Source organism: Jeotgalibacillus salarius (assembly GCF_004405125.1).
Classification (GTDB): Bacteria; Bacillota; Bacilli; order Bacillales; family Jeotgalibacillaceae; genus Jeotgalibacillus; species Jeotgalibacillus salarius.
In genome coordinates, this window is record NZ_SORX01000001.1 from 456,858 (window position 1) to 481,007 (window position 24,150).

Here is a 24,150-nt window from a genome sequence, read left to right on the forward strand (position 1 = left end):
TCCACTCCTTTTAGTATGTAGTTAATCGATAAACCGTTTCAGCACTGTATGTTTCCCCCGGAGACAACTCACATGTTGGAAAAGAAGGCTCATTCACTGCATTTGGCAAGCCCTGCGTTTCCAGACACATTCCTGAGTGCGCCTTTATCTTCTCACCGCGCATCTCACCTTCAGCTCCAAGCTGATTACCCGAATAAAAAACGACAGCTGGTTGATCTGTACGAAGAGATAGTCGCCTTCTGCTTCTCGGCTCACTCAGCTGAATCGTTCCTTCATTTAATAAAAACGGATGGTCATAGCCGTTCCCACCAATTTTAATTTGTTGATGCTGGATGTCCAAAGCATCTGCCAGCTTTTTCGGTTCACGGAAATCAAAAGGCGTATTCTCTACGTTTCTTTGTTCTCCTGTCGGAATCAGGTTTTCATTTAGCGGCAGATAAGCATCTGCCGGAATCTGCAGCTCGTGATTCATAACCGGTTCAAGAGTTCCTGTCAGGTTAAAGTAAGTATGATTCGTCAGGTTGACAACTGTTTTTCTGTCAGCTGTTGCTTCATAGTTAATTTTAAGTTCATCATCATCTGTCAGCGTGTAACTCACCTGCACATTCAGTTCTCCGGGGAATCCTTCATCTAAATGAGGGCTTGTCAGATGAAACACTAACGTATCGTCTTTTTCAGTTACTGCCCAAATCTTTTTATCGAACCCTTCTTCCCCACCATGCAGTGAGTTTTCACCGTCATTTTTCTCAAGGTTGAAGATTTCGTCATCTAACTTAAAAGCTGCGTTTTCAATTCGGCCTGCAAAACGCCCGACAATTGCCCCGAAGTACGGTGAGTCTGTTAAATATCTGGAGAAATCATTATAGCCGAGAACAATATTGTCCTGTTTTCCATCTTTATCAGGTGTAATCCATTCAGTGATGATGCAACCGTAATTCAGCGCTGACAGCTGCACGCCATTTTTGTTTTCAATTGTGTATTTAATAACCTTTTGCCCATTATGTGTTGCAATTTCTTTTTGTGATATCATCCTGTCTGTTCAGCTCCTTTAATAGAAATCTCTTTTGCACCGTCTCCAACTGAAGCGACATAAAAGTCCGGACCATAGCCAATGCGGTCCTGATAATGACTTCTCGTATTTTTAATCAAGTCATCAACATTATCCGTTTTTACAATCGCAATTGCACAACCACCAAAGCCCGCTCCTGTCATTCTGGCGCCTATTACACCTGGCTGCGTTTGAGCAAATTCCGCTAACGTATCCAGCTCTTCTCCGGTCACTTCATAATCTACCTTTAAAGACTGGTGGGAGGCATTCATCAGTTGACCTACGTGATCAAGGTCGCCCGCTTTTAAAGAAACATAAGCCTGCTTCGTGCGCTCATTTTCAGTTACGACATGTTTGACTCTTTTATATAGAAGTGAATCATCGAGCCATACCTCCACCTCTGAGAGCTGGTCAACTGAAAGTTCACCCAGGCTCTCGACTTCTACATGGTTTTGTATCATTTCTAAAGCCCGCTCGCATTCAGCACGACGTTCATTATATTTTGACGATGCGAGTTCTCTTCTTTTATTGGTATTCATAATCACGATTTTTTCATATTTAAGTTCAATCGGTGCATATTCAAACTTCAGCGTGTCACAATCAAGCCATAGCGCCTGTCCCTGCTTCCCCATTCCGATTGCAAACTGATCCATAATCCCGCTATTTACACCGATGAATTCGTTTTCAACACGCTGACACAACTTTATCAGTTCAACCTGTGAAATTGTCAGTCCGGCTAATCCTTTTGCCATTACACCGGCTGCCATTTCAATAGAAGCAGATGATGAAAGACCAGCACCATTCGGAATATTACCTTCAAATAACACGTCAAAGCCTTGATTTATTTTGTAACCGCTTTCTTTTAAAAAGTGTATGACTCCCAGCGGATAGTTCACCCACTCAATTTCAGTGTTCTTTTCAAGCTCATCCAGAGAAGCTGTAATGATGCCTGTTTGCGGAAAGTTTTTAGATGCCAATCTGATCTTCTTATCATTACGCTGCTTCACATAGGCGTAAGTTCCATATGTAATCGCCAGCGGAAATACTTTTCCTCCATTATAATCCGTATGTTCCCCGATCAGGTTAATTCTACCCGGCGCAAAAAACAAACGTTCAGGTGATTCATTAAATATAGAGATAAAAGACTGTTTTAAGTCGTACACGTTCATCTGGCATCCTCCTTATCATTGATACTGATTAATAAAACTAAACATATTCATAATTATAATTTATTTTTAGTAAAAGTCAACGTAAAACTAAAATAAGTTTTACTAAATCAACTAACTATTTTAATTCGAAAAACCTTACTATTAAGGGATTAATACGTAATAATGTTACAAGGTTATTAAATTATCAAAAAATAAAGTTGACAATGTAAGCGCTTTTAGTTTACATTTGTTTTAGTTAATAAAACGATTGTTAACTAAACTTTTAACTTGAGGGGGATTTTCAAATGAAAAAGTCTTTACTTACAGTTGCATCAGGTTTAGCAGTGGCGTCAGTACTGGCAGCATGTTCAGGCGATGACACATCAAACGAAGGCAGCAGTGAAGGTAGCAGCGGCACTCAGGAAATTACATTCTGGGCACCATTTTCAGGAGCAGACGGTCCAAACATGGAGCAGATTGTAAACGAATTCAATGACTCACAGGATGAAGTTGCAGTAGATTTCCAAATTGTCCCACAGTCAGAATATTATACGACTCTTGACTTGTCCCTAAGCGGTCAGCAGGAAGGTGCAGATGTGATGATCATGCACGGTGATCAGATTATGACATATGCGAATCAAAACATTATTAAAAACCTTGATGATATCGTAGGTGACCAGATCAGCCAGGATAATTACCATCCTACTGCCTGGGAAGGCGCAGAAGTAGATGGATCGATTTATGGTGTTCCACTGGATATCCACCCACTTATGTTCTATTACAATAAAGATTTATTTGAGGCAGCAGGATTGGATCCGGAAGCTCCACCAACTAATCGTGAAGAGTTCCTTGAAGCAGCAATCGCGACAACAAACGGTGAAGGACAATATGGATTTGCAGTACCAACACTATGGCCTCAGCAGTTCATCTTCCCGACAGTTGTATATCAAAATGGCGGAGAACTGATCACAGATGATGGTGAAGTACAGTATGATTCACCAGAAGCAGTTGAAGCACTTGAGTTTCTTCACTCTTTAATCTATGAGCATGAAGTATCACCGGCAGACATTCAGCAGGATGGAGAGCTGACGTTGTTCCTTCAGGGTAATTCAGCAATGCATATGAACGGTCCATGGATGATGAACCAGTTTGAAGAATCTGGCATGAATTATGGCGTTGCACCAGTGCCTCAGCTAGGAACTGAACAGCAGGCTGTATTTGCGAACTCACATAACTTCGTGATCCCTGAAACGGTTCAGGATGATGCTAAAATTGAAGCAATCACAACATTCCTTAACTATGTAGATGAAAATGGTATGGCTTGGGCTGAGTCTGGACAGGCTCCGGCATCTAAAGCTGTATACGAAAGTGACGAATTCAATGAAATGAAACAGCAGCCAGAAGTGGCGAAGCAATTCGAATATGTACAGTTCTCTCCAAACGTTGAAAACTGGGGACCTGTATCAGATCCATTGTTTAGCGCTGTAAATGAAGTACTCCTTAACCAGAGTGAACCACAGGAAGCACTTGAGCAGGCAGCTCAGGATGCGCAGGCAAGTCTGCAATAATCAACAATAAAGTGAAAAGGTAAGAGTGGGGATTTGCCCTCCCTCTTACCTTTTATTTTAAACCAGCTTTAAAGAAAGAAGGTTATGATATGAAGTCAAAAGCATCGGGATTCACATCATTTTTATTCGTGCTTCCATATCTGATCATGTTTACACTGTTCTTGGTTTTCCCATTGATTTACGGGATCTATATCAGTTTTCATGATTGGAATTTAATCTCTCCTATACATCCTTTTGTGGGACTGGAAAATTATTCAGCAATTTTTATATCAGGTACACCTGAAAACCGTGTGTTTTTGAACGGACTAAAAAATACTGCTCAATTTGTTATTTACAGTGTGCCTTTATTAGTCATTGTCGGTCTTGGGCTTGCTATGCTGGTCAACAGTTTACCTGAGAAAATTCGCGGCTTTTTCCGAACAGCCTATTTCCTCCCTTACGCTATTTCTGTATCAGTAATAGCTGTCCTTTGGCTTTGGATGCTTGATTCAAACTCAGGTCTGATGAATCAATTTCTGAATTCACTTGGTATGGATAGTATTCCATGGTTAACCCGACTGCCTTTTGCATGGATATCACTCGTTATCGCAACTGTGTGGTGGACTATTGGTTTTAATATGATTATCTTTATCAATGCACTGAACGAGGTTCCCGAAGATCTTTATGAAGCAGCGGAAATTGATGGTGCTTCAAAATGGCATAAGTTTTTACATATCACGCTGCCGACTATCAGACCGATTATGATCTTTGTAATTATCACCTCAACGATCGCATCTTTTAACGTTTATGGCCAGCCGTACTTAATGACACGCGGTGGTCCTGGTGAATCAACAGAGGTCCTGTTAATGGGTATTGTTCAGCAGGCGTTTCAACTGAGACAAATGGGATCAGCAGCTGCAATGGCCATGTTGATGGCGCTCATTATGATTGTTATTTCAGTCGGCCAGTTCCTTGTTACCAGATCTGGTGAAAGAAAGGAGAAAAACAATGCGTAAATCTAAAATTATCAATATCGTCTTTGCCTCTATATTAGCGATTTTATTTTTAATCCCGCTTGTATGGATGGTCTCCACTTCTTTCAAATCAGACTTTGAAGCAATCGGCGGAGGAACATTTTTTCCTCAGGAGTTCACTTTTCAGAATTATATTAGCACTTTAACGAGCACTAGCGTTCCAATTTTAAGATGGTTATTTAACTCTTTATTTGTCGGCTTTGCTGGCGTAGCCATTGTAGTAGTAATTGATTCAATGGCTGCATATGCACTTGCCCGTCTTGACGTACCATTTAAGAAGGTATTGTTCCCATTGTTTGTCAGTACATTAATGATTCCCTGGGTAATTACTTTCCTTCCACTCTATCAGCAGTTCAGTAACCTGGGTCTGCTCAATACTTATGCTCCACTAATTCTGCCTTATTCAGCAAATGCATTTGGTGTATTCCTTTTATACCAGTTTTTCCGTTCTTTCCCAAAAGAGCTTGAAGAAGCAGCACGGATGGACGGCGCAAATAAATGGCAAATTTTCATGAAGGTCGTCATTCCTTCTGCAAGACCGTTGATTGCAACACTTGCGATTTTTACATTCATGGCAATCTATAATGACTTCCTGTGGCCTTTAGTTACAACGAGTACACCCGAAATGAGAACGGTAACAACGGGAATTGCCATCATGCAACAGGGCAGCTTTGTATCATCTTATGGGCAGCTTATGGCACTTACAACTCTAGCTACAATTCCAATTCTGATTGTTTTCCTGATCGGTCAGAAATGGTTTATCAGAGGGATTACGCAATCAGGTATCAAGTAATCAAAAGCCGCCCAGAGCGGCTTTTGTTTTAGGAGTGATGTTGTGAAAAAGTCAGTTTTAACTGGTATCGTTATATTTGCTGCAGGTATCGGACTTGCTGCTTGTACACCCGATGAATCATCAGACTCTGTTTCAACAGAATACACAAAAGAATTCTATAATCCGATTTTGCCCGATGGCGCTGATCCATGGATGACTAAACATGAAGATACGTATATATATACTCATACAACAGGAAGCAATATTACCATATGGCAATCTGACAGCCCAACTTCGATGATGAATGCAGAATCAAAAGTCGTGTGGGAACCTACGCCCGGAACTGAAAATAGCCAAAATATCTGGGCACCGGAAATTCATTTTATTGATGGAAAATGGTACGTATACTATGCAGCAGATGGTGGCGGCAGCCAGCACAGAATGTATGTACTGGAATCTGAAAATGAGGATCCATTCTCTGAATATACTGATGTTGGACAAATTACAGATCCTACTGATAAATGGGGAATTGATGGCACAGTCATTGACCAGGACGGAGAATTATTTTACGTCTGGTCAGGCTGGGAAGGTGATGAAAATGTCAGTCAGCATACCTATATCGCAGGTATGGAGAGCCCTAAAGAACTGAATACAGATAGAGTTGAACTCTCAAGACCCGAGTATGATTGGGAAATGGAAGGTGGCGAACCGTCCATTAATGAAGGTCCACAGATTCTATACACTGAAGATTATATTCATATTGTATACTCAGCAAGCGGAAGCTGGAGCGACTTTTATAAACTCGGGATTTTAACTGCAGAAAAAAATGCTGATTTACTTGATCCGGATTCATGGACAAAACAGGAAGATCCTGTATTTCAAAGTGGTAACAATGTATTCGGACCGGGTCACGCCTCTTTTGTTGAATCACCCGACAGCTCGGAGCAGTGGATCGTATACCATGCTGCTAAAGAACAAGGATCAGGCTGGACGAGAAATGTTCGTATGCAGCCATTTGAAATTAACGAAGACGGATTCCCTGAATTCGGAGAACCCGTTCCAGTCACTGAACCGTTGCCACTTCCCGCCGGTGATCCAGTCAATATTACTAAATACACACCCGAGGATATTGAAACTGAAGGAGAAATGACTGATGAGGGTATTTTAGCTGAAACGGACCAATCCCTCACCATTCAATATGATGCACCTGAAGCCGGAGAATACTACCTCTACCTTTACTGGAGAAGCAATGGCGCTGTAACAGTGAATGGCTCGACAGACTCAGGTGACACGTTTACATTTTTCAATAATAATCAAGGCCTTCAAGATGAACCGCTGGCTGTAAGTTCATATAGGCTTAATCTTGAAGAAGGTGAAAACACAGTCGAGTTAAGTGTTACAAATGGTACGTTTGATTTGGATCACATTGAAATGAAAGATCACTAAGAGTTACAGATGATGTTCTTTTTAAAAAAAGCTGTCCAACCGGTCGAATTGGACAGCTTTTTTCAATCTATGTCTTCCACAGTAATCTTAAAAATCCACGTATGCTCATCCTCTGAAGGAATTTTTGCGATCCTGTCGATCTTATTTGCAACGTACACATCGTCGTACATTCCAGTTGATGGCTGGAGTGAGAAGTTATAATCGCCAAGCCAGCCTCCCTGATTTTTAAATATTGAGAGATAAGGGACTTTGTCCGGATCGAATGAATAATAGAGCGACTTGCCAATGTCACCCTGAACGGCTCTGCACCATCCATTGTTAAGTTTTTTAGCAAAATAAAATTTTTCAACATTCTGCGAGTCTTTAGGTGCCATTACCGACAAGTCTATTTCTTCTTTTGTATCTTTTGATTTTGTAATAGGGTACGGGTGATGTGTTCCCCATGCGCCGAGATGCTCGTTATCCGGTTCTATACTGATAATTTCATCACATTCTTCTGGCACTTCAATTTTTGTATGGTTATTCATGTTGAGCAGAATACTCGGCGCCCAGATATATGCAAATGGCGCTTCTCCAGTGTTCATTGCTCTGTATCTTACTTCCAGTCCGTTTTCCAGTAAAGTGATTGTCTTTTTAAGCACGTACGGAAAAACAGGACTTTTCACTTCAAGCGTAATACCATTATCGAGTTTTTCGGCTATCTGCCAGACCATCGACCAGACCTCTCCATGATCCGGTACTTTCCGGTTATTAATCGGGTGAGGCCCTCCATCAACACCGGGAAATAAATCATCGTACCCGCCTGGTGTATACTCTCCAAACATTGATCCATAATGGGGCATCGGCAACTGTTCAACTTTTGCTTGATAGAACCACTCATAATCTGCTGTTTTATCGTAAAAACTTGCTACTTTGCCTCCAAAGTCCGGCAGAATGACTGCCTTAAGATATTCATTTTCTAAAATAATTGCTTCAAGTCCTTTATATGTTTCAATTTTCATCACATTCACCCCGGCTATTCACTTCTATAATAGTTATGTAGCCTCCGTGCAGGGTTTCAAACCAGCCTTACAAAGTTTTGTTACTCAATCATCCTTAGTGCCAGACCAATTAATATACTTCCGCCAATCACTTCACTGAACCTTCCGGCAGTCAATGTAACAATGCCGCCAATTGCAAAGCCCACCCTCGTCATTAAAAATGCAGCAAAACCGAAGAAGATCAGCTCATGCCAGTCTGACAGATCTGTGATGCCAAGTGTGATGCCGATCGACAGGCTGTCCAGACTGACTGCAATACAAAATGCGATCCATTTCAGCGGCGTCAGTGTGATTGGCTGTTCGCGTTTCGTTTTAAAGCCGGCGAAGATCATTTGAAGACCAATAAAAATAAGCAGCAGCGTTCCAAACCAGTTCATTGCGTCAAGCAGTGCCGAACCAATCAGCATTCCCGCTGCCGGCAGGATCATATGTAATAAACCAATCAATATACTAATCACCCATTTAATTGTGGCAGTGACTGGCTGGGACCCTGCTGCAATACTGGCTGACAGGGCATCCATTCCCAGTGCCAGCGCAAGAAAGATTGTCCACATACTGCTCCCCCTTTTGTTCAATAGAATATTGTATGAAGCTGAGGGATAAATATGTTAATCCAGAATTAAGTTATATGATTAAAGCTGATGGAGAAGTTAACTTATTTCAGATGTTCTCCATAAAATGACAGGTGAGTCTCAACACCAAAAACAGTTATAAGAAACCCTGCTGTATTCATTCCTATTCGTATAAGACCTTTTGATCCGCTCCTTGATCCTCAACAATTCTTTACTGCAGTTCATCCTTCAAATGAATCAACTTTGTTCATTAAATCACCGATTCTATTAAACCTTCATATAATACTGAAAATAATAGTTTGGAGGATAAAATGAAACCAAAATTGAAAGTTCTGTTTACTATTTTTTGTGATTGCGTAGTAATCTTTACGGCTGTTATTAGTGCGTCTTTACTGCTGAATACTGGACAAGTTCCCTGGTTAGAATCTTTATATTTATCATTGCTTTTATGTGGTGTCTTAGTTGGTGGATTATATTATTACGACCTTTATCGAAGCACCTATAAGTACATTAGTCACCATGAGTTTTTCTACTTTGCCAGGGTAGTCATGTTGGGTTTTTTATTCATCTATACGCTCAACATTTATTTAAATCTTTTTGAGTTCATATCAATCTCAGTCTATTTTGTCTTTTTAAGCTGGTGCTTCAGTGTAACTGGAATATCTTTAATCCGAATAGGCGTAAGGCTTCACTACAGTTTTAAGAATAAAGGAAACTACAAAGGAAAAAGAACGTTAATCATCGGTGCCGGTGAAGCAGGCCTCCTTGTTTTAACTCAATTAAAAAAGTCTGCTGATTCCCCACTCTACCCGGTCGTATTTTTGGATGATGATCTTTCAAAAGTTGGAACAAAACTATATGGAGTTCCTATAGAAGGTACCATCAACAAAGTGGAGGAATTTATTCACAAACATAAGATCGAAACGATTATTATTGCGATTCCCTCTGCCACCACTTCAGAAATCAAAGACATCGTGCAGTATTGCAGTAAAACACGTGTAGAAATAAAAATTCTTCCAAAAATTAATGATATTATTCATGGCAGATTGGATAAAACGATTAGAGATGTTAACGTAGAGGATTTATTAGGAAGAGAACCTATCAGACAGGATTTGAAGCTCATTTCAGGTTACTTAGCTGATAAAACAGTTTTAGTCAGTGGAGCAGGAGGTTCAATTGGTTCTGAAATTTGCCGGCAGGTCGCCAGGTTCGAACCAAAAAAGATTCTGTTATTAGGGCATGGAGAAAATAGTATTTATTTGATCGAAAGAGAACTTCACGAAAAATTTCCTGAGCTAACATTCATCCCTGTCATTGGTGACGTACAGGACTTAGCAAGAATTAAAAGCATTTTTGACCACTTTCGTCCTGATGTCGTATTTCATGCGGCCGCTCATAAACATGTGCCATTAATGGAAGAGAACCCTTCTGAGTCAGTTAAAAACAATGTAATGGGAACAAAAAACATGGCTGATTGCGCTAATATGTTCAATGTTGAACAATTTGTCTATGTTTCTACTGACAAAGCGGTTAATCCTACGAGTGTAATGGGTGCTACAAAAAGACTTGCTGAGCTGTATATTCAATCTGTTCATTCATCCAGTAAAACGCGTTTTGCCACGGTCCGTTTCGGCAATGTATTAGGCAGTCGGGGAAGTGTAATTCCTTTGTTTATGAATCAAATACGAAGTGGAGGACCCGTTACTGTTACTCATCCGGACATGACACGCTTTTTTATGACCATTCCTGAAGCTGTACAGCTGGTATTACAGGCTGGCACACTCGCAAAAGGTGGAGAGACCTATGTGCTGGATATGGGAAAGCCTGTTAAAATCTATGATTTAGCTAAAAATCTGATTATACTATCAGGATTAATTCCTGAGCATGACATAGATATTCAATTTACCGGCATGCGACCAGGTGAAAAGCTCTATGAAGAACTCTTTTCTCAAGAAGAAGGAAATAATGCAACGAAGCATGAGCTGATTTTTGTCGCCAAACCTTCAGTTGCCAACCTGGATGTGATCATGCTCCAGATAAAAGGCTTACTGCAGCACGTGAGATTGACTGGCAGCTATACCTCTTCTTCGGATATAAAAAAAATGATCAAAGAAATCATTCCTTCCTACACCTATGATAAAAAGGAATAGACTCGTTCTTTCAGATTATTTGCCGCTCCATTTTTAATAAGAGGACATTTTTCCTCCTGTTAAAAATGGAGCTTAATTTATGAAGAATTTTGATTGATCCTTTGATATACCTTTCGTATATCATCTGATTCCTGTGACGAAAAAACGGCTCTGTCCTTTAATCCGCCAACTCCATTTGCAATCCCCACAATTTGTGTTGGCCGCTCTATACGATCAACCACAATATCCCCTTCACGACCAATAATGCCCCCCGCAACCATCCTGATTCCGTCAAGCAGATTTTCTCCCTGAATCGATGAATAAAAATTTTTTATATAGTCTTCAAGATACAAAATGGCGTGTGGAAATGCAGAACGCACATCCAAACGGTAAAGGTGTATGTTTTTCTTTGATGCTTTTTTAATAAAATTTTTGGTGAAGTTATCAATACCGCCATCAAGCGCAAGTCCATCTGCCTTAATACTTTTTGAATAAGATGGCGGAATGACAGCAGATGCAGAGGTAAATGATACAAGTCCATCGCATATCCCCTTATTAACATCAGCAGCTTTAAACAGACTAATCTTTGACTTTGTATAAGCAGGCAGCAAATGATTTAAAGCCTTAATAATCTCCATAGCCTTCTGTTCATTTCTTGAGCCAAGGTGAATCTCTGCTCCTCTTTCTGCGAGCCTCAATGAGAGTTTAGAGCCGAGATTCCCTGCCCCGTAAACTATAATTTTCTTTCCTTCCAAATCATCATTGAAGTAATGACGCAGAAAAAAATCTGCAGCTTCCAAAGTCGTGTCATTTGGTTTATAGGTGACCACAACTGCATGTTGGACTGTTTTACTGGCAATTGAAAGTAAGTCCAGATCTTTCTTCATTTCTATATCCACAAGTATATACTTTACTTTTTTATCTATTAATTGAAACAACGTCTCCGCTGACTGTTGATCAACAACCAAAAAATTTATGGCTTCAAACCCCCATGCTTCTCTTCTGGGTAAAACGGCAAAGGAATTAGTTTTTCTCGCAGTTGTCCCGACCGTTGCAATTCTCTGGTCGTTACTACACTTATAGCTCATAATCTCTTGTTCTACCGCACTTTTCAAGTCCATTCATTCACCTTCTTGTTAAAATCAGACTTTTGATTCCGCAAGAAAATTCTTTAAGTGTTTAATTATCTTATTCTGATCTTCTACAGACAGGTTTGAACTTGAAGGCAGACAAATGCCGGTTTCAAATAATTCGTCACATATACTTTGATTGTCAGCATGTTTGACGTAATCACAGCCTGTATACAACGGCTGTGCATGCATCGGCTTCCACAAACGACGTGTTTCAATATTGTATTGTTCAAAACGTTTTACTATGGTTTCAGGCGTATCCCTGAAACAGGACAGATTCATCTTTAAAGTTGTCAGCCACCTGGTAGAACATCCATGAATTTCTTTTGTAAAAGAAATCCCTTTAATTTCATGCAGCGCTTCATAATAACGCCTGAAAACATTTCGCCTCGCCTCGATCCGTTGATCAAGCACGGACATTTGTGCACACCCAATTGCAGCAAGCACATTACTCAGCCGATAATTATAACCTACTTCACTATGCTGATAGTAATCAGCCGGATCTTTAGCCTGAGTAGACCAATAACGTATTTTTTCCAAACTACTTGCATCATCTGAAACAACCATTCCCCCATTTGAAGTGGTAATAATTTTATTTCCGTTGAATGAGAACACACCATACTTTCCTATTGTCCCGCTTGACATTCCTTCGTGAGTAGCTCCGAGAGATTCTGCTGCATCTTCTATGATAGGTACTTCGTAATGATCACAAATTGCTTTCAGCTTTTTCAGATCGGCACTTTGACCATATAGATTCACAACCAGTACAGCTTTGGGGAGCATTCCTTTTTTTTCATATTTACGAAATGCAGTCCTTAATGCTTCAGGACTCATATTCCAGCCTTCGGGTTCAGAATCGATCAGTACAGGTACTGCAGCCATATATAGAATCGGATTGACACTTGCAACAAAAGTAAAGCTTGAACAGAAAACGATATCTCCTTCCTTAATACCAGAAGCTCTGAGTGCAAGGTGAATGCCTGCAGTACCTGAAGTTAAAGCCACTGCTCCACCAGCTCCCGTATATTTTATAACGGCCTGTTCAAACTTCTGAAGATGCGGTCCCACTGGTGCAATCCAGTTCAATTCAAAGGCTTCATTGATCAACTGCTGTTCCTGTACACCCATGTGAGGAATCGAGAGGTGTATTCGGCTGTTGTCATTCTTCACGATTTCACCGGCCCTCCGCTTATAATTGCCTTACTCAGCATTCACTTGAAGTCCTCAAACTAAGCTGGACAATGCCTCTTCCAGTCCCGAATGTAAAAATACATAATCCCAGGTCAGACATTGTTTTAATGAATGATCGTAATTTGCTGATATTAGTGGGGGTTCCTTAATCACTAGGTCACTCAGATTTTCATTAACAAATGTAAATGGAAGATGATATTTTTTTTGAAATTGTTGAGCCCACTGGTATCTTGTTGTAATAACATGTAGATCAAGCGCAATATATTCCAGTAATTTGGTGGAGGTCTGAATATTAAAAGGGTATTGATCAGGCATATAATTAAGACCGTATATTGCCTGAGCAGCCACTGAAGGTACGTCAGAATAAGGTATTTTTCCGGTAAATGTTATATTACTTTCATCCTTAAATCTGTTGTACAAATCATCTTCTACTGCACCAATTAAGAGGAGAGAGTGTTTCTTTTGATGGGTTTTGAAATGGTTCAGCACTTTATGTATTCCTCTGGACTTGGAAATGGATCCGCAATATACGAAGTCATATGATTTTTTGGTCAGCTGCTGATTAAAAAAAGAGGTATGAACTCCCATATCCCGCTGAATTGACGGAACATGATCACTGAATTGATAGGCCTGCTCTACAAGTTCATTAAGAAAAATTCGAAGGTCGGGACGGGTATTCACCACTTTTTTCAGCCTATTTTTTACCTTTGGAAAGTAACCTGTGGATAAAGAGGCATATTCATGAATTCTAGGGATCTTTAACTGATTGCGGTATTCAATACCCGGGAAGCTCCAAATCGCGTCAGCCTCACGTTCATCAGCCTCAGGGGATTGATCATAATTAATTAATTGAAAAGGAACATCTCTGTTTTCAAAATAGGAAACCGCTGCTTCTATTTGTGGTAAATACGCTTTATGAGAGTGTTTAATTAATATATTTTTCATTTTTTCCTCACTTATAAATAAGGTTCATCTTTTTCTCTTGATCGAATTACTTTTGCCGGTACGCCATATGCAATGACCCTGTCAGTAATGTGATGTGTGACAGTGGCACCGGCGCCTATTATCGTATCCTGACCGATGGTAATCCCATGTAGTACTCTGGCACCGATCGAAATCGCTGAATGCTCTCCGATTTGCACATGCCCACCCAGATGAGCGCCCGGTCCTACACTTGCGTAGTCACCCACCACACAGTCATGCGCCACAGAACCGAGCGTATTAATAATACAATGATGACCAACCTTTACATCTGTATTTACTACAGCTCCTGCCATAACTGCTGTTCCTTCACCTATTTCAGCTCTTTGACTGACAATTGCTTCAGGGTGGCAGAGGGTCACATATCTGAACTTAGGGTCCATCTCCTGAATTCTGCGCACAATCTTCTTTCGGCTCCAATTGTCCCCGATCGCCACAATCCCTCCGTAATAAATCCCATTATATTTTTTAATATCCTCTACTTTTCCCAGAACTGGATATCCCATAAATTCGGGTTCAATTTTGTAGTCATCAAAAAATCCGATTATTTGAAAAGAGTGCAGCTGTTCAACCAAATCAACAACAACTTTTGCCTGACCGCCGCAGCCGATTACAATAAGTTCTTTTATCACGATCAGCTCTCCACCCTTAAAGATTCGTATATTTCATTGATCTTCTCAAGAATAATCGGGAGAGAGTAATGACTTCTGACGTTCTTTCTGTTCTCTTCTCCCATTTTTCTGCATATCGTCTCATCATTTATCAGATCAATGGCTTTTAAAGCAATTTGCGAAGGTGCATTTACGGGAATCAGGTAACCGTTCTTCCCCTCTTTGATCAAGTCATTATTTCCTCTGATATCGGTAGAAATAACAGGTATTCCCATCGCCATCATTTCCATTATTGATTTAGGCAGCCCTTCACGCGCAGAGACTAATAACCCTATATGAGTAATGCTAAGCAGCGCCGGAATGTCATGAACAAATCCAACACACTTAATGTATTTTTCAAGCCTATATTTTATGATCTCATTTTCAATTTTCTTCTTGGTATTTCCTTCGCCTGCTAATAACATGACGAAACGAACGTTTGTTTTTTTCATTTCTGCAGCTGCACGGACCAGATCAATCTGCCTTTTGTTTTGATTAAACTCACCAATATGAGTTAATATTTTGACTCCCGGCTCGATTCCATACTGCATACGGAGCTGTTCTCTCCTTCTGATGCTGAACCTGTCAATTGAAAAATGGCTGCAGTCAATTCCTACACCCCGAACGTGAGTAACCGGACAATTTTTATATAATTGCTTTGCGGCTTCTTCATCTTCCTGATTTGTGACGACCAGATGCGAGGTATAAGGTGCACAAATCTTCTCTGCTTTTTTAAATAGCCAGTTTTTCAGAAACATTTGCTGTTTATTGAAATGAAAACCGTGAGCTGAATAAATAACCGGTATCTTATTTTTAACCGCCAGCCTTGTGACGAATGCTGCAACAGGAGTATGAACATGAATCAGATCATATTCCTGCGCAATCATTCTCATGTCTTTAAAAGCTCGTATGTTTTTCCAATGAAAGGGATTTCGTTGAAAACTCACACAGTAAATTGAATGTGCATTTTTTTTTAGGTTACTGTCTGGTTCTTTTAAAAAATTCGAAGCAAGCCCCACTTCATATCCGCGCTGTATTAAATCCTTGATATGCGGAATTAAAAAAGCCTCTATCGTTCTTGAAACAGTCGTTACAACTAGTACTTTACTACTCAATTTTTTTCCTGCTTTCCTGTTTTTTTGTAATAAATACTAACGGTAATAACAGGGCTACAGCTGCCAGACGATAACGATAAATTGAACCGATATTCGGCAGACTGAACGAAACAGCAAGATACAGAGAAAGAGAGTACCATACAATCAGCTTGCCAGATTGAGACTGGATAATTTCTTTTCTGTTTTTCCATATAAGATAATAAATGCAGTAGAGAAAAATCATCTCAACAGCAGACAATAAATAAAGCCCTTGACTGAATGAAAACCACTGCCAAGGAAATGGTGCAAATAAAGAGAATGGATATTGAACTGCCCACCTGATCCATGGCGGAAAATGGGTGACTAATTCAATTCCCGAGCCCCCGTCCAAAGCGACTTCATTGATATGCTCTACCCCTTCCTCTGACGTGGACTGGTCAAGATGCTCCGCAATAATGTCCCCTGAAGCTGAAGGAATGATCAGTGCAGCAGCTGCTATGATCAGAATGAGACTTCTTAAGAATGTTCCCTGACCTTTTAGAAATTGAAGACCTATCAAAACGATGATCGGGATTGCAACGGCTAATATAAACTGAGGTCGCATAAAACCAATCAGGATGACTCCGGATAACCCAAGTATCATCTCCATCATTTTTATCTTTTGCTTTTCGAATGAAAGAATTAAAAAACAGGATAATATCGCACCTAATACCACGAATGAATCCTTTAATAGAGAGACAGACCAGAACATTGCACTCGGAAAGAGACTCCATATAATCGCAGCAGTCATTCCTGCTTTTTTCCCTGCTACACGATTTCCTAATTCAAATAACAATGGAATACACAAGACCGATCCGGCAATGTTAATCAATTGGGGAATATTCATATCAATTAGTAACATGTCATACAAAAATGCAACGAATTTCGTATAATTTAAATTACCCTGTAACGCTTCGTACCAGGAATAAGCGTTTAATGCCTTTACTGCGTCAAAATGGTAGGTTAATGCATCAACATCTCCTGGGAAAAAACCATCCAGTCCTGATTGGTAGGAGTGGATTTTGAGAATAATAAACAGCACCACTCTGACAGACAATGAAAAAAGAATTATTTTAATAACAATAGATGGCTGCCGGAACATGAAAGATAAGTAACAGGAAAATAACAACCCGATTGTCAAAATAGAAAGATAGCTCAGAAAGCTGACATTTACATATGAAATAAACAAACCAAATAGAACTGCAAAAAACATAACCGCAAATACATTAATCGGTCTGTATCGCGTTTCATTCACGAAGATTGGACATTATACGTCCTCCCACCCTTTTAAGGTTTCCTGCACTTTCTTCTAACATTTTTTTCAGGAAAGGCAGTGCCCCCAGCTTCAGAGCCATGGATAAAAAAAAGATATATATGAGCATAAATATACTGGTGCTAATAATCGGGTTAGTGATCGAGTATACTAGACCAAAAATCAGCACCATTACGCCAAATGGAGAAATCACCTTAAGAAACAGTGATCCTCTATCTTTTATTTTTATTTTCATATCCTTCAGGCACAGAAATAATAAAGTAAAGGGGTACACAACGTAAATCATAGATGAAGCAAGTGCTACTCCATTCATCCCATAGCCCATATAAACCATCAGTACATTTAATATTATGGATACTCCCACATGCAATAACAGCGTAAATAAATAATTTCTCTCTTTATGGATAACAGTAAAATAATGCGCGATCAATAGCGCCCATGAATAAAAAAATAAGCTGCAAATAATGATTTTTGCCGGCATTATGCCCTCGGCATATTCAGGCATAAAATCGTGCACTAGCCATGGAATAAAAAAATACAGAGGTGCAATGATCAGTGGATTCAGGGCTGAAAAGGCGATGACCGATTTTTTAATAATCGGGTAAAGGCTTACTTTCAACCCCGTGTGACCATAGATATAATTCATTTTTGGATAAATGATCTGATGAAATACTGCAGGCAATACCATCACAGCCTGAAACATGATAATGGTGATCCCGTATTGTCCTAGAACGGGAGATCCAAGCCCGACATAAAGAACGATCCGGTCAATGGTGGTCAGTAATAACAGACAAACCCCTATAAAAGTAATTTTTATTCCATAAGTAATCATGCTTCTCAAAAGTGCACGGTCAATTTTGAAATTTACTTTGAGGTTACCCGGCCGTGTGCTGTATATGACTGCCATTAAACATCCCACAATCACCCCTGTGAATAAACCGTAAATACCCAGCCACATGGACATAAGTGCCATTAACACGTATTGAACGGAACCAATTAACAATTGAGTTACTGCGGCTTTTTTATATTGTTGTATTGTTAAGAAATAATGGTTGCAGTACAGCACAAAATTCTGAAGCGGTACTATGCTAAATGCAATCGAACAATAAATTTTTGTGGCGGGAGGAATAGATGCAAAGAGAAGTAAAAATATTCCTATCACACATAAAATCATCGAAAATATGATTGCTGCAAGGGTTGTGCTGCGTACAGACTGAACACCCTTTTTATCTCCTTGTCCGATCAGTCTCGGAACATCCCGACTGAAGCTTTCAAGCATTCCGAGTTGAGTGTAATACCCATACATTAAAATGAGAGAAAGCATCAGCCATGTACCATAATCCTCCGGACCAAGAATGTTGCGTATCCAAATGCCTGTAACAAAAGACAGAAGAGCAGATAAAGCAGAAATCACAACAAGAATATATGGATGTTCTGCACCCTTTTTCATAGTTGAAATCCTTTTAACTTATTTTTTTTGTAGTTTTACAAAATGAATAAAAATACTGAACCATATAGAGGCAATGAGTGCGAGAAGAAATGTGATTGAAATAATCATAATATGGTTGGGAGAAACCGGATCATGATTAATCGTTGGTTTATTTAGGACCTTTGCATTTTTTTCTCTTAAACCCATTATGGTCTGTACTTTATTATCAAACGCTTTGGAAATTTCTCCTGCGATCAACGCGGCTTCCGTAGCATTTTGGTTCTGAACGACCAGTGTGATGACTTGTGAATTTTCAATATTCGTTACTTTCACTAGTTCAGGATCGATTATAAGATCATGCCCATCCAATGACAATTCCTGTTCGGCACTTTTGAAAATGTATGAGCTCGTTAAGATATCACTGTAAGTATTAATTAGCTTTAATGAGTCATCAATACTTGTTGTGAGAATGGAAGAATCATCTGTCAATTTACTTGCAATCAAAATGTTTACTTTTGACTCATACACCGGATCAATTACATTGTCTGTTACATACCAGCTCACACCTGTTGAAAAAAGTGTAAATATCAGCACCAGCCACCACTTTTGCAGGACAGCTCGAAATGCCTCGAAAACTGTGATCTTATCATGATTCATTTTTTTCATTCAGCTCCTCATGAACTTTTTCTCCGCTAAACCGTTCCATCGTCACAGCATCATTCTGATTAATACCTTTTGGCTTTATGATATACAAACATGTCATAAAGAGAATTTTAATATCCAGCCAAACGGAACGGTTTCTGACATACCAGCAATCAAATTCAAACTTTTGTTCCCACGAAATTGCATTTCTTCCTTTCACTTGAGCCCAGCCTGTAATGCCTGGTTTGACACTCAAACGCATACGCTGTTCCTCATTATACAAAGAAAGGTATTCAGGAAGTAATGGCCTTGGTCCGATAAAGCTCATCTCTCCTTTTAAAATATTAATCAGCTGCGGCCACTCATCAATTGAATACTTTCTCAATGTATTCCCGAGCTTTGTAATTCGTTCTTGATCTGCATGTGAAGAGCTTTCTATCATTGTTCTAAACTTATAAATATCAAATACCTTCCCATTAATCCCTGATCGTTCTTGAATAAATAGGATCGGCCGTCCCATTGTCAACCAGATCAGCAATGCAATTAAAGCACCAAAAGGCATTAAAAATAACAGCACCAAAAGTGATAAACTAAAATCAATAAACCTTCTCATATTACACCTCCCATTACTATATGGTTCGCCATTAAATGGGTGTATACGATTCAATAGGAAATGATGGTCTTGTAAGAAAAACGTTCTTATTACATAGTGAAGATCTGTTAGTGTAAAATTTTAGCTATATTAAAATTTATTGTGTACTTACATAGCGGAGGGTTGTAGCGTGAGGCATTTCCTACTGTAAGAATGTTGTTATGAAGAGGATCATTACCACACTGATACCTCCGGAGGAAGTTGATATCAATATACAGTTCTAAAAAGTCAACAAATTAAAAAAGCTCCCATTGCCTACAATGAGAGCTTTCAACTATAAGATCCACTTGTGCCCAGCTGCTTTTTCAAGGCGATTCATAATCGCTATTCCAATTCCTTCATATGGATAGGCTTCTGCCACTATAAGATCGACTTCTGTTTCATCAAATGAACGAATACCGCTGTAAAGACGCCTGGCAACCTCCTCTAAGTTACTGACTGATCCGATTTCAGCAATATGATCTGTCTGAATATCAGCGGCAGTTTCATAAGTTGCCAGCAAACCGACTCTTTTTCCTTCAGCCTGTAAATCATTTATTTTCACCTGGAGTGTCTCTTTGTTTTTGACCTTCATTAAGTAAAGCGGAGCAGTAGGTGCGTAATGTGTATATTTCATACCAGGAGAGCGCGGTGCATTTTCCCCTTTTAATGATGCGTCCATAACGACCTGACCGATACACCTTTCAATCTCATCTTTTGTTACTCCACCGGGACGAAGGATCGTTGGCGGGCTTACTGTACAATCAATTACTGTAGATTCCAGACCAACTCCCGTTTCACCACCATCTACGATTCCAGAAACCTTTCCGGTCAGATCATAAAAAACATGATTCGCTGTTGTCGGACTTGGCTTACCACTTGTATTTGCACTAGGTGCCGCCAGTGGCTTTCCTGCAAGACGGATCAATTCGAGTGCAACCGGATGAGATGGCATTCTAAGACCTATTGACTGCAGTCCTGCTGTAACAAGATCTGAAAACACACCTGCTTTTTTGCGAAAAATAATTGTCAATGGACCTGGCCAAAACGACTGAATCAGCTTGTATTCAACTTCAGTTACTTCTTCAACCAATTCACTTAGCTGATCTGCAGAGGAGATGTGGACAATAAGCGGATTATCTGAAGGCCGTCCCTTCGCATCAAAAATTCTTTGAACTGCCGTATTACTTGTTGCATCGGCACCCAGACCGTAAACGGTTTCAGTAGGAAAGGCGATAACATGTCCATTTCGAAGATATTCAGCTGCTTCAGATATCTGTGGATATCCACTCTCTTTATCCACATTAATATCCACAGTCCAGCGAATTGTTTTCATGTGAATCACCTCTCAAATTACTTTTTAGATTGATTTAGATTTTTTTCGACAACCTGATTTATCAACATTTAGTCCTGATTAATAGTATACTATTTTGATATTGCTGTGCACAAAGCCAATTATTATCCACAGTTTGTGCATAACTTCATTCAAATTGTGCACAACTCTGTTAATAAATATCGGTTATCCCCGTTTTTCATTAAAGCGGTTCCAGGTTTCTGAAATCCAATTCACAAAAAGAGATTCAACTTTAATCTCTGTTTTCGACACCTTTTTTTCTGGGGATAAGTTATTCGTACACTCTCCGTTTTCTTCATCAAGCGTTACGGTCCCGCAGATTTCCGGGAAGAATGTACACCACCAGTTTTGACCTGCTCCATCCCCCATTGTGATCACAAGCGTCAGATAGGTTTTTCCATCGGGAAAGGTGTGCGGTTCAAATGCTGTTGAAATGACTTGTTCGGGCGCAATACGCTTTGCTTCCTTTCCCACAAATCTTTTTATATCAGGAAGCTCTGATGTTAGCTGAGCAGACAATTGTTCTCTTGTCAGCGGCTTGTCACCAAACATTTGAATCATAGCTGTCTGTAGTGATTGATAAAGCTGCTGTTTTTTCAACTGATCTTCTGCCGTATCACTGTGAGCAATGACGCGCATGCGTATGTCGTTCTCTTCACCAAATGCTGAGACTGGCGTAAGAATTGTTAATAAGATTGCAAGAATCATTGTTTTTTTAATCATCGTCCATTCCTCCCTGCTGTTACTAGGGCATTGTGGACGGAAATGAAGATTTTTAAACATTGGGCTTGCTAATAAACATTGACGTTTGATCTGCGCTTCAGGCGGAGGCTTTACTCGCGGCGTGCGCTGGAGTCCCCGCCTTACGCTCCGATCAACGCTGTAGTCAATAGTTGGATTAAATCACTTCACTTTGTGCAAAACTCAAATCAATTCATTTTATACTATAATAACTCACAAAATACCATTCTATCTTTACCGTTGATATCATAGATGACTTCGGTGTGGTCTTCAGGGAATGCTTTTTTTAGCAGGGCTGCGACTGTTTTGCCTTGTCCTGCTCCAACTTCGAAGCCGATGAGGCCGGGTCTGTTCATGTGTTGTGGCAGCTGTTCGCTCATTTTTCTATAGAGAATTAAGCCTTCTTCATCTGCGAAAAGTGCAGAATGTGGCTCGTGTTCTGTGACGATTTCTGACATTGTGCTGATATCACTGTGTGGAATGTAGGGAGGATTTGATAGAAATACATCAAATTTTCTTCCTTCGAGTGGCTGAAGGAGGTCCCCCTCCAGGAAATTAACATCAGCTTTAAGCGATTCGGCATTTTTTTTAGCGATGATAAGTGCTGCTGTGGATAAATCCGTTGCAGTCACCTGCCAGTCCGGACGTTCGAGCTTCATGGTGATACTAATTACACCGCTTCCGGTCCCTATATCAACTGCTAATACGTTCTTCTTTTTATCAAAGATACGATCCGCTCGATCAAACATATACCAGATCAGTTCTTCAGTTTCCGGTCTCGGAATCAACACATCTCCATTTACATGAAAACGTCTGCCATAGAATTCCTCGTAACCGATTATGTGCTGAACCGGCACACCCTGAACGTGCTGATCAAGCGCAAAACCAAAGGCTTTCAGGTGGTCATCTGAGAGCTCTTCCCTTAGTTCCATAAAAAAAGATGTCCGGTTAAGCCCGGTTATATGTCTCAGTAAAAGTTCTGCGGCAAAGGCTTCGCGATCGTGATCCTCTAAATAAGAAGAAGCCCAATTAAGGGCCTCGTACATTTTAAGCTTCTCCATTATTCATCGCTTCCATTTTAGCTGATTGCTCTTCTAAAATAAGCGCCTCGATGATTTCATCCATTTTACCCTGGAGAATCTGATCAAGCTTCTGGATCGTTAAGCCGATACGGTGATCCGTAACTCGGTTTTGCGGGAAGTTATATGTGCGGATACGCTCTGAGCGGTCACCTGTTCCGACAGCTGACTTTCGGACAGCGTCATATTCAGCACGCGCTTCCTGTTCGAACTTGTCATAAATACGCGCACGAAGAATCTTCATCGCTTTTTCTTTATTCTTAATTTGTGATTTTTCATCCTGCATCGATACCACGACACCTGTTGGGACGTGTGTCAGACGTACTGCTGACATTGTCGTATTAACAGACTGACCACCCGGTCCGCTTGATGCAAATGTATCTACACGGATATCTTTTTCATGAATATCCACCTCAACGTCTTCTACTTCCGCCAGGCAGGCAACGGTTGCAGTTGACGTATGAATACGACCGCCTGATTCTGTTTCAGGCACACGCTGAACCCTGTGCGCGCCGTTTTCATATTTCATTTTAGAATAGGCACCTGTTCCATTAATCATAAATGTGATTTCCTTATATCCGCCAACGCCTGTTGTGCTGGCATCCATCACTTCAATTTTCCAGCCCTGCGCTTCGGCAAAACGGCTGTACATGCGATAAAGGTCGCCGGCAAATAATGCCGCCTCGTCTCCACCAGCTGCGCCGCGCACTTCCATAATTACGTTCTTATCATCATTAGGGTCTTTTGGTAAAAGAAGCACATGTAGTTTTTCTTCCAGCTCTTCAATTTCTGCTGAAAGTTCATTGACTTCTTCCTTTACCATGTCGCGCATATCAGCATCAAGTTTCTCGTTCAGCATTTCTCTTGCTTCTTTATGTTGCTCAAATACTTCTTTGTAACGGCGGTAAGTCTCAACAGTTTGAGACAGGTCTGACTGTTCTTTTGAGTACTCCCGAAGTTTGTTCGTATCATTGACAATTTCAGGGTCACTAAGTAATTCATTTAATTTATCATAACGGTCTTCTACCGATTGTAATCGATCAAACATGATATCTTCACCTCTTTAGTTAGTATAGCCGATGACAGTGCGTCTCACAACTGAAATCAGCTTCTCTGAAACCGGATGATGGCAGCTTCAGGCGGATGCTTTCCGGACGGCGGTCGCTGAGCCTCCTCGCCT

Annotated in this window: 22 protein-coding genes; 5 read left to right on the plus strand and 17 right to left on the minus strand. The window is 40.2% G+C overall.

Annotation, left to right across the window (positions count from 1 at the left end):
* Positions 1-10: 10 nt before the first annotated feature.
* Both E2626_RS02010 and E2626_RS02015 read right to left on the minus strand, forming a co-directional pair.
* Complete coding sequence (locus E2626_RS02010) at positions 11-1,030, minus strand: aldose epimerase family protein (protein ID WP_134379106.1); 1,020 nt, start codon at positions 1,028-1,030, stop codon at positions 11-13.
* Positions 1,027-2,217 carry a galactokinase gene (locus E2626_RS02015; protein ID WP_134379108.1) on the minus strand — a complete coding sequence of 397 codons (1,191 nt, stop codon included), beginning with the start codon at positions 2,215-2,217 and terminating at the stop codon, positions 1,027-1,029. Before E2626_RS02015 ends, E2626_RS02010 begins: the two co-directional genes overlap by 4 nt.
* Positions 2,218-2,501: 284 nt before the next feature.
* On the opposite strand from E2626_RS02015, the gene E2626_RS02020 reads away from it, so the two are divergent.
* From E2626_RS02020 to E2626_RS02035, 4 genes are all read left to right on the plus strand, one after another.
* Positions 2,502-3,764 carry an ABC transporter substrate-binding protein gene (locus E2626_RS02020; protein WP_134379110.1) on the plus strand — a complete coding sequence of 421 codons (1,263 nt, stop codon included), beginning with the start codon at positions 2,502-2,504 and terminating at the stop codon, positions 3,762-3,764.
* 89 nt (positions 3,765-3,853) lie between these two features.
* On the plus strand, positions 3,854-4,759 hold the full coding sequence (locus E2626_RS02025; RefSeq protein WP_134379112.1) for a carbohydrate ABC transporter permease: 906 nt from the start codon (positions 3,854-3,856) through the stop codon (positions 4,757-4,759).
* A complete protein-coding gene (locus E2626_RS02030; protein WP_134379114.1) occupies positions 4,752-5,570 on the plus strand; it encodes a carbohydrate ABC transporter permease in 819 nt (272 codons plus the stop codon). Before E2626_RS02025 ends, E2626_RS02030 begins: the two co-directional genes overlap by 8 nt.
* A 42-nt stretch (positions 5,571-5,612) precedes the next feature.
* Positions 5,613-6,995: a family 43 glycosylhydrolase gene (locus E2626_RS02035; RefSeq protein WP_134379116.1), complete on the plus strand. Its 1,383-nt coding sequence runs from the start codon at positions 5,613-5,615 to the stop codon at positions 6,993-6,995.
* 62 nt (positions 6,996-7,057) lie between these two features.
* Here the strand turns inward: E2626_RS02035 and E2626_RS02040 are convergent, their stop codons facing one another.
* Positions 7,058-7,996 carry a DUF5107 domain-containing protein gene (locus E2626_RS02040; protein WP_134379118.1) on the minus strand — a complete coding sequence of 313 codons (939 nt, stop codon included), beginning with the start codon at positions 7,994-7,996 and terminating at the stop codon, positions 7,058-7,060.
* Between the two features lie 80 nt (positions 7,997-8,076).
* Positions 8,077-8,589: a manganese efflux pump MntP gene (locus tag E2626_RS02045; protein ID WP_134379120.1), complete on the minus strand. Its 513-nt coding sequence runs from the start codon at positions 8,587-8,589 to the stop codon at positions 8,077-8,079.
* Positions 8,590-8,918: 329 nt separating this feature from the next.
* On the opposite strand from E2626_RS02045, the gene E2626_RS02050 reads away from it, so the two are divergent.
* Positions 8,919-10,757, plus strand: a complete 1,839-nt coding sequence (locus E2626_RS02050; protein ID WP_134379122.1) for a polysaccharide biosynthesis protein — start codon at positions 8,919-8,921, stop codon at positions 10,755-10,757.
* Positions 10,758-10,834: 77 nt separating this feature from the next.
* Here the strand turns inward: E2626_RS02050 and E2626_RS02055 are convergent, their stop codons facing one another.
* The 13 genes from E2626_RS02055 to prfA form a co-directional block, all read right to left on the minus strand.
* Positions 10,835-11,857 carry a Rossmann-fold NAD(P)-binding domain-containing protein gene (locus tag E2626_RS02055; protein WP_134379124.1) on the minus strand — a complete coding sequence of 341 codons (1,023 nt, stop codon included), beginning with the start codon at positions 11,855-11,857 and terminating at the stop codon, positions 10,835-10,837.
* Between the two features lie 21 nt (positions 11,858-11,878).
* Complete coding sequence (locus E2626_RS02060; RefSeq protein WP_279587245.1) at positions 11,879-13,036, minus strand: DegT/DnrJ/EryC1/StrS family aminotransferase; 1,158 nt, start codon at positions 13,034-13,036, stop codon at positions 11,879-11,881.
* Positions 13,037-13,090: 54 nt separating this feature from the next.
* Entirely contained in the window at positions 13,091-14,002 is a 912-nt protein-coding gene (locus E2626_RS02065) for a glycosyltransferase family protein (RefSeq protein ID WP_134379128.1), read from the minus strand.
* 11 nt (positions 14,003-14,013) lie between these two features.
* Positions 14,014-14,670 (minus strand): acetyltransferase, encoded by a 657-nt coding sequence (locus E2626_RS02070; protein WP_166786709.1) that lies wholly within the window; start codon positions 14,668-14,670, stop codon positions 14,014-14,016.
* A gap of 2 nt (positions 14,671-14,672) precedes the next feature.
* Positions 14,673-15,803: a glycosyltransferase family 4 protein gene (locus E2626_RS02075; protein WP_134379132.1), complete on the minus strand. Its 1,131-nt coding sequence runs from the start codon at positions 15,801-15,803 to the stop codon at positions 14,673-14,675.
* A complete protein-coding gene (locus E2626_RS02080) occupies positions 15,796-17,076 on the minus strand; it encodes a hypothetical protein (RefSeq protein ID WP_134379134.1) in 1,281 nt (426 codons plus the stop codon). The genes E2626_RS02075 and E2626_RS02080 overlap by 8 nt, the downstream gene beginning before the upstream one ends.
* Positions 17,069-18,544, minus strand: coding sequence for an oligosaccharide flippase family protein (locus E2626_RS02085; protein ID WP_134379136.1), 1,476 nt, complete (start codon positions 18,542-18,544; stop codon positions 17,069-17,071). The genes E2626_RS02080 and E2626_RS02085 overlap by 8 nt, the downstream gene beginning before the upstream one ends.
* An 18-nt stretch (positions 18,545-18,562) precedes the next feature.
* Positions 18,563-19,189: a YveK family protein gene (locus tag E2626_RS02090; RefSeq protein ID WP_134379138.1), complete on the minus strand. Its 627-nt coding sequence runs from the start codon at positions 19,187-19,189 to the stop codon at positions 18,563-18,565.
* Positions 19,170-19,778: a sugar transferase gene (locus tag E2626_RS02095; protein WP_134379140.1), complete on the minus strand. Its 609-nt coding sequence runs from the start codon at positions 19,776-19,778 to the stop codon at positions 19,170-19,172. Before E2626_RS02095 ends, E2626_RS02090 begins: the two co-directional genes overlap by 20 nt.
* Before the next feature lie 313 nt (positions 19,779-20,091).
* A complete protein-coding gene (locus E2626_RS02100; protein WP_134379142.1) occupies positions 20,092-21,132 on the minus strand; it encodes an L-threonylcarbamoyladenylate synthase in 1,041 nt (346 codons plus the stop codon).
* Between the two features lie 183 nt (positions 21,133-21,315).
* The gene (locus E2626_RS02105; RefSeq protein ID WP_166786710.1) at positions 21,316-21,873 is read right to left on the minus strand and encodes a stage II sporulation protein R; all 558 of its coding nucleotides are present in this window, start codon (positions 21,871-21,873) and stop codon (positions 21,316-21,318) included.
* 221 nt (positions 21,874-22,094) lie between these two features.
* Positions 22,095-22,952: a peptide chain release factor N(5)-glutamine methyltransferase gene (gene prmC / locus E2626_RS02110; protein ID WP_134379146.1), complete on the minus strand. Its 858-nt coding sequence runs from the start codon at positions 22,950-22,952 to the stop codon at positions 22,095-22,097.
* Positions 22,939-24,018 carry a peptide chain release factor 1 gene (prfA, locus tag E2626_RS02115; RefSeq protein ID WP_134379148.1) on the minus strand — a complete coding sequence of 360 codons (1,080 nt, stop codon included), beginning with the start codon at positions 24,016-24,018 and terminating at the stop codon, positions 22,939-22,941. The genes prmC and prfA overlap by 14 nt, the downstream gene beginning before the upstream one ends.
* Positions 24,019-24,150: the final 132 nt, after the last annotated feature.

What these genes read in the sequence shown, in the direction of transcription:
- E2626_RS02105 (WP_166786710.1), bottom strand. Translation starts at nt 21,873, where the DNA reads ATGATTAAAAAAACAATGATTCTTGCAATCTTATTAACAATTCTTACG.
- E2626_RS02065 (WP_134379128.1), bottom strand. Translation starts at nt 14,002, where the DNA reads ATGAAAAATATATTAATTAAACACTCTCATAAAGCGTATTTACCACAA.
- E2626_RS02040 (WP_134379118.1), bottom strand. Translation starts at nt 7,996, where the DNA reads ATGAAAATTGAAACATATAAAGGACTTGAAGCAATTATTTTAGAAAAT.
- E2626_RS02050 (WP_134379122.1), top strand. Translation starts at nt 8,919, where the DNA reads ATGAAACCAAAATTGAAAGTTCTGTTTACTATTTTTTGTGATTGCGTA.
- prmC (WP_134379146.1), bottom strand. Translation starts at nt 22,952, where the DNA reads ATGGAGAAGCTTAAAATGTACGAGGCCCTTAATTGGGCTTCTTCTTAT.
- E2626_RS02055 (WP_134379124.1), bottom strand. Translation starts at nt 11,857, where the DNA reads ATGGACTTGAAAAGTGCGGTAGAACAAGAGATTATGAGCTATAAGTGT.
- E2626_RS02010 (WP_134379106.1), bottom strand. Translation starts at nt 1,030, where the DNA reads ATGATATCACAAAAAGAAATTGCAACACATAATGGGCAAAAGGTTATT.
- E2626_RS02020 (WP_134379110.1), top strand. Translation starts at nt 2,502, where the DNA reads ATGAAAAAGTCTTTACTTACAGTTGCATCAGGTTTAGCAGTGGCGTCA.
- E2626_RS02045 (WP_134379120.1), bottom strand. Translation starts at nt 8,589, where the DNA reads ATGTGGACAATCTTTCTTGCGCTGGCACTGGGAATGGATGCCCTGTCA.
- E2626_RS02090 (WP_134379138.1), bottom strand. Translation starts at nt 19,189, where the DNA reads ATGAAAAAAATGAATCATGATAAGATCACAGTTTTCGAGGCATTTCGA.
- E2626_RS02025 (WP_134379112.1), top strand. Translation starts at nt 3,854, where the DNA reads ATGAAGTCAAAAGCATCGGGATTCACATCATTTTTATTCGTGCTTCCA.
- E2626_RS02100 (WP_134379142.1), bottom strand. Translation starts at nt 21,132, where the DNA reads ATGAAAACAATTCGCTGGACTGTGGATATTAATGTGGATAAAGAGAGT.
- prfA (WP_134379148.1), bottom strand. Translation starts at nt 24,018, where the DNA reads ATGTTTGATCGATTACAATCGGTAGAAGACCGTTATGATAAATTAAAT.
- E2626_RS02030 (WP_134379114.1), top strand. Translation starts at nt 4,752, where the DNA reads ATGCGTAAATCTAAAATTATCAATATCGTCTTTGCCTCTATATTAGCG.
- E2626_RS02095 (WP_134379140.1), bottom strand. Translation starts at nt 19,778, where the DNA reads ATGAGAAGGTTTATTGATTTTAGTTTATCACTTTTGGTGCTGTTATTT.
- E2626_RS02015 (WP_134379108.1), bottom strand. Translation starts at nt 2,217, where the DNA reads ATGAACGTGTACGACTTAAAACAGTCTTTTATCTCTATATTTAATGAA.
- E2626_RS02085 (WP_134379136.1), bottom strand. Translation starts at nt 18,544, where the DNA reads ATGAAAAAGGGTGCAGAACATCCATATATTCTTGTTGTGATTTCTGCT.